The 8,494-nt window shown below is 67.2% G+C and carries 9 protein-coding genes; 2 read left to right on the forward strand and 7 right to left on the reverse strand.

Translation table 11 applies throughout. The annotated features are described in order from the left end of the window. Positions 1-188: 188 nt before the first annotated feature. From ACZ7KI_RS43145 to ACZ7KI_RS43175, 7 genes are all read right to left on the reverse strand, one after another. Complete coding sequence (locus ACZ7KI_RS43145; protein WP_470278785.1) at positions 189-953, reverse strand: SIR2 family NAD-dependent protein deacylase; 765 nt, start codon at positions 951-953, stop codon at positions 189-191. 15 nt (positions 954-968) lie between these two features. Further along, positions 969-2,174 carry a L,D-transpeptidase gene (locus tag ACZ7KI_RS43150; protein WP_470278786.1) on the reverse strand — a complete coding sequence of 402 codons (1,206 nt, stop codon included), beginning with the start codon at positions 2,172-2,174 and terminating at the stop codon, positions 969-971. Positions 2,175-2,280: 106 nt separating this feature from the next. Continuing rightward, the gene (locus ACZ7KI_RS43155; protein ID WP_470278787.1) at positions 2,281-3,147 is read right to left on the reverse strand and encodes a patatin-like phospholipase family protein; all 867 of its coding nucleotides are present in this window, start codon (positions 3,145-3,147) and stop codon (positions 2,281-2,283) included. A 9-nt stretch (positions 3,148-3,156) separates the two neighbouring features. After that, entirely contained in the window at positions 3,157-3,819 is a 663-nt protein-coding gene (locus ACZ7KI_RS43160) for a DedA family protein (protein WP_470278788.1), read from the reverse strand. Positions 3,820-3,879: 60 nt separating this feature from the next. Beyond that, entirely contained in the window at positions 3,880-4,881 is a 1,002-nt protein-coding gene (gene lipA / locus ACZ7KI_RS43165) for a lipoyl synthase (protein WP_470278789.1), read from the reverse strand. Positions 4,882-4,918: 37 nt separating this feature from the next. Next, the gene (locus ACZ7KI_RS43170; RefSeq protein WP_470278790.1) at positions 4,919-5,875 is read right to left on the reverse strand and encodes an oxidoreductase; all 957 of its coding nucleotides are present in this window, start codon (positions 5,873-5,875) and stop codon (positions 4,919-4,921) included. 42 nt (positions 5,876-5,917) lie between these two features. Next, entirely contained in the window at positions 5,918-6,448 is a 531-nt protein-coding gene (locus tag ACZ7KI_RS43175) for a hypothetical protein (protein WP_470278791.1), read from the reverse strand. A gap of 132 nt (positions 6,449-6,580) precedes the next feature. On the opposite strand from ACZ7KI_RS43175, the gene ACZ7KI_RS43180 reads away from it, so the two are divergent. Both ACZ7KI_RS43180 and ACZ7KI_RS43185 read left to right on the forward strand, forming a co-directional pair. Then, positions 6,581-7,198 (forward strand): TetR/AcrR family transcriptional regulator, encoded by a 618-nt coding sequence (locus ACZ7KI_RS43180; protein ID WP_465505542.1) that lies wholly within the window; start codon positions 6,581-6,583, stop codon positions 7,196-7,198. 25 nt (positions 7,199-7,223) lie between these two features. Next, complete coding sequence (locus tag ACZ7KI_RS43185) at positions 7,224-8,159, forward strand: LLM class F420-dependent oxidoreductase (RefSeq protein ID WP_470278792.1); 936 nt, start codon at positions 7,224-7,226, stop codon at positions 8,157-8,159. Positions 8,160-8,494 lie beyond the last annotated feature (335 nt).

An 8,494-nucleotide genomic window follows, 5' to 3' on the forward strand; every position in this document is an offset into this window, starting at 1 on the left:
ACCTGGTCGAGAACCACGAGTTCTCCCAGGACCTGGACCCTTTCCTCATACCCAGACCCCACCACACCCGTGATCAGCCGGAGAACACGCGTGATTGAACGGAGAACACGATGATCTCCAGCCCATCACACGAGTTCTCCAGCCGATCACACGAGATACCCGGCTGAGCACGTGAGATACGGGGTTGGTCAGGGAGTGAGGGCCGGGAGGGTTGTGCCGAGCGGGCCGCGGATCACGACGGTCGCCATGGCGTCGTAGGGCGTTTCGGAGCCGTTGCAGATCACCACCGCGGAACCGGTTCGCGAAGCGACACTCACCAGTGAGGCGGCCGGCTGCACGCTCAGCGAGGACCCGGCCACCAGCAGGAGGTCGCTCTCGGAGACGGCGGCGCGCGCGGCCCGGAGCAGGTTCTGGTCCAGGTGCTGGCCGAACGAGATCGTGGAGGACTTCAGGATGCCTCCGCACACCAGACAGGGCGGATCGGTCTCTCCCGCCCGGACGCGGTCGAGCGCGGAGCGCATGTCCCGGCGGTCGTCACAGGACAGGCAGACGGACTCGAACATCGTCCCGTGCAGTTCCAGCATCCGCTCCGGTGAGGAGCCCGCCTTCTGGTGCAGCCGATCGATGTTCTGCGTGACGATATGCGTCAGGGTTCCGGACTCCTCCAGCCGCACCAGAGCGCGATGCGCGGCGTTCGGCTCGGCGTGCCAGCCCGGGTGGACCAGCCGCGCCTGCCAGGTGCGCTCGCGGACCTCTCTGCTGCCCTGATACGCCTGGAGGTTCGACATCTTCTCCGCGGCCGGATCGCGGGTCCACAGGCCCTGCGGGCCGCGGAAGTCGGGGATTCCCGAGTCCGTGGAGATCCCGGCGCCGGTGAGTGCGACGACCCGGCCGGCGCCGGCCACGAGTGAGCGGGCCTTGCTCAGATCGGCATCGGGGTCGGTGGTGGTCACCGGCCCATCATGCCCCTATTTGACGGCGCTGCCCGCCTGCCAGTCCGCCCACGACTTCGACCAGTCACCGTAGAGGTCCCAGACCGGCAGTTGCGGGCCACCGGAGTTGGTCACCTCGACGACGTCGCCGAGTCCCATGTTCTGGTAGAACCACTGGGCGTTGGCGGCGTTGAGGTTGATGCAGCCGTGCGAAACGTTCGAGCTGCCCTGCGCGCCCACGCTGTTCGGGTTCTCGTGGACGAACTCGCCGTCGTTGGAGATCCGCAGCGACCACTTCTCGTTCGACTTGTAGTACCCCGGCTGACCCTGGCAAACGCCGTAAGTGCACGAGTCCATCACATAATTCTCGTGTTTGTCCGAAATGACGTGCGCGCCCAAATGTGTCGGCGTCGCATCCTTGCCCATGGAAATGGGCATCGATTTCGCCAGCTGGCCGTTGTGGAAGATCTGCATCTGCTCGGTGTTGCCGTCGGCCTTCGCGACCCAGGAATCGTGCACCTTGTAGGTCTCGGTGCGGTCGGTCGCGCCGTAGACGCCATTGCCGAAATCGACGCCGTAGATCATCGCGGACACTTTCAGCGTGGTCCCGGGCTGCCAGTAGACCTTGGGCCGGTAATGGACGTTCTTGTCGTCGATCCAGTACCAGGAGCCCTCCTGTTTCGGCGTGGACTCCACCGACAGCTTCTTCTCCACCTCGGCCTTGTTCTTCACGGGCTGGCCGAAGGCGAACACGATCGGCTGCCCGACGCCCACGCCACCCGAGGTGACCGCGGCGGGTGCCGGGATGAGGTTCGGGTTCGCCTGCTGCTTCGGGCTCAGCGTGGAGACCCTGGTCTGCTGCTCGACCGGTTTTCCGTTGGTGCCTTGAGCGTGTGCCACGATCTTGTAGGTGCTGCCGTAGCCGAGCGGTTCGGTGGTCTTCCAGCTGAGCCCGTCGCCCGCCAGCTCCCCCTTCACCTGCTTGCCCTTGTCGGCGTTGGTGACGGTGACGTCGGTCAGTTTGCCGTGCTCGGCCTTGACGACCACCGGCGTCGCCGGATTGACGTCCGTACCACCCGCCGGCTCGATGGTCACCGAAACCGCGCTTTCGTCCGATTCGGCACTGGTGCCGGACGACTTCGAGGTGCCGCTTCCGGTGTCGCCCGAGGACGAGCAGGCGGAGATCAGCAGTATGGCCGCGAGTATTCCGGCTGTCGAAAGTAATGTCTTCTTGGGAAACATGTGAGTCTCTCTTTAAATATAACCAGGTACGTCGCTCGATCAGCGGAAAGTTCTCTTTCAAAAGTACGCGACGAAGAAGACGTGATCGATGCCGGATGGTTGCTTGTCACGCCACGACAAGACCGGGTGCGCCATAAAGTCCGGGGCCATCGATGCTTAATTCGCCCAAATAGGTCGTCGCGGCTTCGTAGGCTTCGGCGGTCAGGGTCGTGGTGTGGCTGAAGTCCAGCGGGCTGACGCGCACCGGTTTCGGTCCCGGCACGTACACCACGGGCACCTCGGCGGCGGCGATCGGCGCCTCCAGCACGGCCTGGTTCCGCATGCTGATCATCGCGGTGAACATCATCACCTCGGCGAAGGTCTGCGGGGTGCCGGGCATCTTGCCGGGGAAGGCGCAGTCGAGGACGACGAGCGACTTCGCGCCCATCGCGAGCGCCTGGCGCATCGGCACGTTGGCGACGAGGCCGCCGTCGTAGAGCATGCGGCCTTCGAACGGCACCGGCGGGTAGATCCCCGGGATCGCGCAACTGGCCAGCAGCGGCGCCAGGACGGGGCCGGAACGGATCAGCAGCGGCTCGGCGGTGTCGACGTCCGTCGCGATCACGCCCAGCGGCAGCGCGAGATCCTCGAACCGGACGCCCTCGCCGATGTGCTCGTCGACGATCGCGGCCAGTCCGGTGTTGGGGAAGAGGTTGGTCTTGCTGTGCCGCAGGGTCCGCACCTGACTGAGCACGCCGCCGGGGAAGGCCTCGTGCCGCGTCATCCGCGACCAGATCCGCCGCAGCCGATCGCCCGACTCGTCCCCGAGTGCGAGGACGGCGGCGTTCAGCGAGCCCACCGAGGTGCCGACGACGAGATCGGGAGCGACACCGGCCTCCGAGAGTGCCTGGAGCATCCCGACCTGCATGGCACCCAGACTGCCGCCGCCACCGAGGACGAAACCGATGGGCTGGGGCAGGTTCAGGGCGCTCATGCCCGGAATCTAGTCGCCCGCGCCGACCTTCGCCGGAGTGGCTTCTTCGGCTGTGGCGCCGAGCGCCTTCTTTTTCTTGTAGCGAAGCAGGAAGAACACGGCGACGCCGACGAGCACGGCGACGATGATCAGGCCGCCGGTGTTGAGTGCGCCTTCGACCTTCTTCGCGGCTTCACCGAGGGCGGCGCCGATGCCGATGTGGATGGCCGACCAGCAAGCCGCGCCGGCCGCGGCGGCGGGCAGGAACTTGCGGAACGGCAGGCCCGAGGTTCCGGACGCCGCCGGGGTCAGCGTGCGGATGACCGGGAGGAACCGCGCGAAGAACACCGCCCACGCGCCTCGCCGTTCGAGCACGCCGGTCGCCTTGTCCCAGGCGTCGAGGCCGTATTTGCGGATCAGCTTGGTCTCCCGCAGACGCGGCCCGAACCGCTTGCCGATCGCGTAGCCGAGCGAATCGCCGAGTGCGGCGCAGACCGTCACGACCGCCCACAGGGTCAGGAACCGGGAGACGGACGTCGCCGTCGTGGCCGCGACCAGCAGCCCCGATTCGCCGGGCGCGATGAAGCCGAGCCCGATGGTGCATTCGGCGAACACCAGTCCGCCGGTCGCCGCGACCAGTCCCGGTTCCGGGAGTCCTTGCAGCCAGTTCAGAAGATCCGTTACCAACGCCACCAGGTCACTTTACTGATCCGTGACCTGGTGGGTGGCGACTCGGAAAGAGGGTGACCGGAGTCACCGGGCCAGTAGCGAGCTGGCTTCCTGTGCTGCGGGGCCTTCGGCGGCCAGGTGTGCGAGGTTCTCCGACAGCGGCTCGCCGCGATGGGCCTTGGTCTGCGCGAACAACCGCCCCGCCCGGTACGACGACCGCACCAACGGCCCCGCCATCACACCGGCGAAACCCATCGCCTCCGCGGCGTTCGAGTGCTCGACGAACTCCTCCGGCTTCACCCACCGGTCCACCGGATGATGCCGCGGTGAGGGCCGCAGATACTGGGTGATCGTCAAAATCTCGCAGCCCGCGTCGACCAGATCCTTCATCGCGGGCGCGACCTCGTCGGGGGTCTCGCCCATACCGAGGATGAGGTTCGACTTCGTCACCAAACCAGCCTCACGAGCCTTCGTGATGACCTCCAGCGACCGCGCATACCGGAAACCAGGCCGGATCCGCTTGAAAATCCGCGGCACCGTCTCCACGTTGTGCGCCAACACCTCCGGCCGCGACCCGAACACCTCAGCCAGCTGATCGGGATCGGCGTTGAAGTCCGGGATCAACAACTCCACACCGGTGCCGGGGTTCAACGCGTGAATCTGACGCACGGTCTCCGCATACAACCACGCACCACCGTCATCCAGGTCATCGCGCGCGACACCGGTCACCGTCGAATACCGCAAACCCATCGCCTGGACGCTCTCAGCGACCTTGCGCGGCTCAGTCCGATCCAACGCAGCAGGCTTACCCGTGTCGATCTGACAGAAGTCACACCGCCGCGTGCACTGATCGCCACCGATCAGGAACGTCGCCTCACGATCCTCCCAGCACTCGTAGATGTTGGGACAGCCCGCTTCTTCACAGACGGTGTGCAGACCTTCACGGCGCACCAAGCCTTTCAGCTCGGTGAACTCCGGTCCCATCCGCGCCCGGGTCTTGATCCACGGTGGCTTCTTCTCGATCGGAGTCTGGGAATTCCGGACCTCGAGCCGCAACAACTTGCGGCCATCTGGGGCAGCACTCACATCGCCACCCTACGCCCGGCTCAGTGGTGGTCGCCGCTCACGCGGGGTCGGGGGTGACGCCCGTCAACTTGGTGGTCACGTCCCACAACGCGGCGCCGAGAGATTCGCTCCGCGCGGCGGGCAGAGGCCGCACCTTGACCGGGTTGCCGCGCAAGCCACCGAGACCGCGCGGGCCGATGTAGTCGCCGCCGGTCACCTCGGGCGCGGTCGCCGCGAACAGCTGGGGGAGCGTGCCCATCCGGGCGTTCTGCGCGATGAGGACCTCGCCGATCCGGTTTCCGGCGCCGACGAGCGCGCGCACCACGGGGTTGCGGTAGGAGCGGGCCATACCCGAACCGAGCCCGGTCCAGGTGTAGCCGGGGTGGGCCGCCACGCTGACGACGCCTTCGCCCGCGGCACGCAGCCTGCGGTCGAGTTCGAGCGCGAACACCTGGTTCGACAGTTTCGACTGGCCGTAGGCGGAACCGGGGTTGTACATGCGGCGTTCGAAGTTCGGGTCCGCGACGTCGATGCGCGCGCCGGTCGCCGCGATGCTCGACACGGTCACCACCCTGGCGCCCGAACCGTTGCGCAGCGACGGCATCAGCGACCAGGTCAGCACGGCGTGCCCGAGATGGTTCGTGCCGAACTGGGTCTCGAAGCCGTCCTTGGTGTGGCCGCGCGGGGTCGCCATCACGCCGGCGTTGTTGATCAGGAGATCGAGCTTGTTCTCCGACAGCTCTTCGACCTTCTTGACGGCTTCGCGCACCGACGCGAGGTCGGCGAGATCCAGCCGGACGAGTTCCGGCGCGGCTCCGGTCGCGGCCGCGCGGACCTGGTCCAGTGCCTTGGCACCGCGTTCCGGCGACCGGCAGCCGAGCAGCACGCGGGCCCCCTTCTCCGCGAGCACCTCGGCCGTTCGCAGGCCGAGTCCCGAGTTCGCCCCCGTGACGAACACGGTCCGGCCGGTCTGATCCGGGATGTCGGCCTCGGTCCAGCGCGTGTGAGCAGCCATGTCGGTCACCTAACTACATCGGCGGGGCCGCCGCCACGGGGGTCACGCGCTGGGCGCGAGCAACCGGAGCAGGTGGCCCATCGGGCTGCGGCGGCGGGCGGGTTTGGCTTGACGGCCGTGCCGGAGCAGGGTGGCGAACGCGCTGCCGACCTTGGTGATCTCCGCGGTCGGCTCGTTCCCGTCGGCCAGCCCCGCGGTGAGCGCGAGGGTGCGCAGTTCGGCTTCGTGCGACGGGAGCAGCGCGGGGCACCGCTCGAGCGCCGCGTCGAGAACCGCGCGGAGGGTCTCGTGCTCGGCCGTGACGCGGTTCCAGGCACGGGTGACGGCGTCGACCCTGTCGAGCGCGAGGTCGTGATCGGCGTAGTCGGGGTCGGCCATTTCGGCGCGAAGGTGTCCGCTGAACACCTGATTCCACTTGTACTGAAGCGCGACCAGAAGCTCGGCTTCGGTCGCGAAGTACTTGGCGGCCCCTGGGATTTCGTCGAGCGAAAGCGGGTCGGACGGGTGGTGACCCGCCTGGCGCAGTGCGGCTTCGAGGATGTCGCGCCGCTGGTAGAAGTCGTTCCAGCTCATGATGAAGGCTCCCCTCCGTGACCCGGTTCATACCGCAGGTTTGCGGCATACTCCCGGTACGGACCTGACAGCAGCCAACATACCATGGGTATGGAGCGGTACCGGCGGCGTAAAGTTGTGAAGGTGGCGACAATGAGGTCAAGGCGGCTGGACTACTCCGAGTCCACCCGGTCGGCACTCGTCGAGAGTGCCGTGGAGCTGTTCACCAAACGCGGATACGCGGGCACATCTCTCGACGAGATCGCCAAACGGGCCCGGGTGACGAAGGGTGCGCTCTACCACCATTTCAGCGGGAAACAGGCGCTGTTCGAGGCCGCGTTCGACACGGTCGAGAGCCAGGTCTTCGACAGGCTCGAGAAGATCATGCACGGTCCGGAATCGCCGTGGGAACGAGCGCTCGCCGGGCTGCGCGGATTCCTGCAGAGCTGCCTCGACCCGGCGTATCAGCGCATCGCGATCCACGAGGCGCCGGTGGTGATGGGCTGGGAACGCTGGCGCGAGGCCGAGGAGAGGTGCAGTTTCGGCCTGGTCCGCACCGGGATCCAGTCGCTCATCGAGGTCGGCGAGGTCGACGACGTCCCGGTGGACGTCACGGCACGGCTCCTGTTCGGCGCGTTGTCGAGCGCGGCCATCGAGATCGCTTCTTCGCCGGAGCCGAAGAAGGTCAGCGCCCAGGTCGAGGAGGTCCTGGTGCGGCTGCTCGTCGGGTTCCGCCGCGTTCCGCCCGCTGAGCACGGGAAAGCGAGCTGACGACACCGTCGCTAGGGTGGCGTTCGTGGACCTCAGGATCTTTACCGAGCCCCAGCAGGGGGCCAGTTACGACGACCTGCTCCGAGTGGCGAAGGCCACCGAGGACGCGGGCTACGACGCCTTCTTCCGCAGCGATCACTACCTCAAGATGGGTTCGGCCTCGGGCCTGCCGGGGCCGACCGACGCGTGGATCACCCTCGCGGGTCTCGCCCGTGAGACCAGCCGCGTGCGACTGGGCACCCTGGTCACCGCCGCGACCTTCCGGCACCCGTCGGTGCTGGCGATCTCGGTCGCCCAGGTGGACCAGATGTCCGGCGGCCGCGTCGAACTCGGCCTCGGTTCTGGCTGGTACGACGACGAACACACCGCCTACGGCCTCGACCTGCCGCCGATCAAGGAGCGCTTCGACCGCTACGCCGAGCAGCTCGCGGTGGTCACCGGGCTGTGGGAGACGCCGGAAGGCGAGACGTTCTCGTTCGACGGAGAGCACTACAAGCTGGTCGACTCACCGGGTCTGCCGAAGCCCGCCCAGCGGCCGCGGCCGCCGGTGATCATCGGCGGCGGCGGCAAGAAGCGCACCCCGGCGCTCGCCGCGCGGTACGCCGACGAGTTCAACCTGCCGTTCGTGGGGCCGGACTTCGCCGTCGAGCAGTTCGGCCGCGTCGAGGACGCCGCCCGCGAGATCGGCCGCGACCCCAAGGAGATCATCCGCTCGGCCGCGCTCGTCGTCGCCGTCGGCCGGAACGACGCCGAGGTCGCGAAGCGCGCCGGCGTGATCGGCCGCGAGGTCGAAGAGCTGCGCGAGAACGGTCTCGCGGGCACTCCGGCGGAGGTCGCCGAGAAGATCGGGCACTGGCGGGAGAAGACCGGGATCACCCGGCTGTACCTGCAGTTGCTGGATCTGTCGGACGTGGACCAGATCGAGCTGATCGCCGCCGAGGTCGCTCCTCAGCTGGACTGACGCTTTGCGCGTGAAGGCCCTCTTCCCTCGGCTCAACCGGGGGTCCCGGCAATGTTGGGATCGTGCGGGTCGGGGACCTCTTCGTCATGGCGCAGGCCGACGTCTATGAAGGAATTGGGACGTTGAGTGCCCCAATTCCTTCATGGACACGGGGTCGCACCCGGTTGCGAAGTTTGATCAACAGAGCTTCAGGGGGCATGCCCCTGAACCTGGTGCACCTCGAGTGTGGAGGATTGGGGACGTTCACCGTCCCCAACCCTCCACACTCGGACCCCGCAGGCATCAGCGGTGCCACATCCGGACCACCAAGAACAAGTGCCGACCAGCAACTCTGC

This window comes from Amycolatopsis sp. NPDC039088, assembly GCF_055598845.1.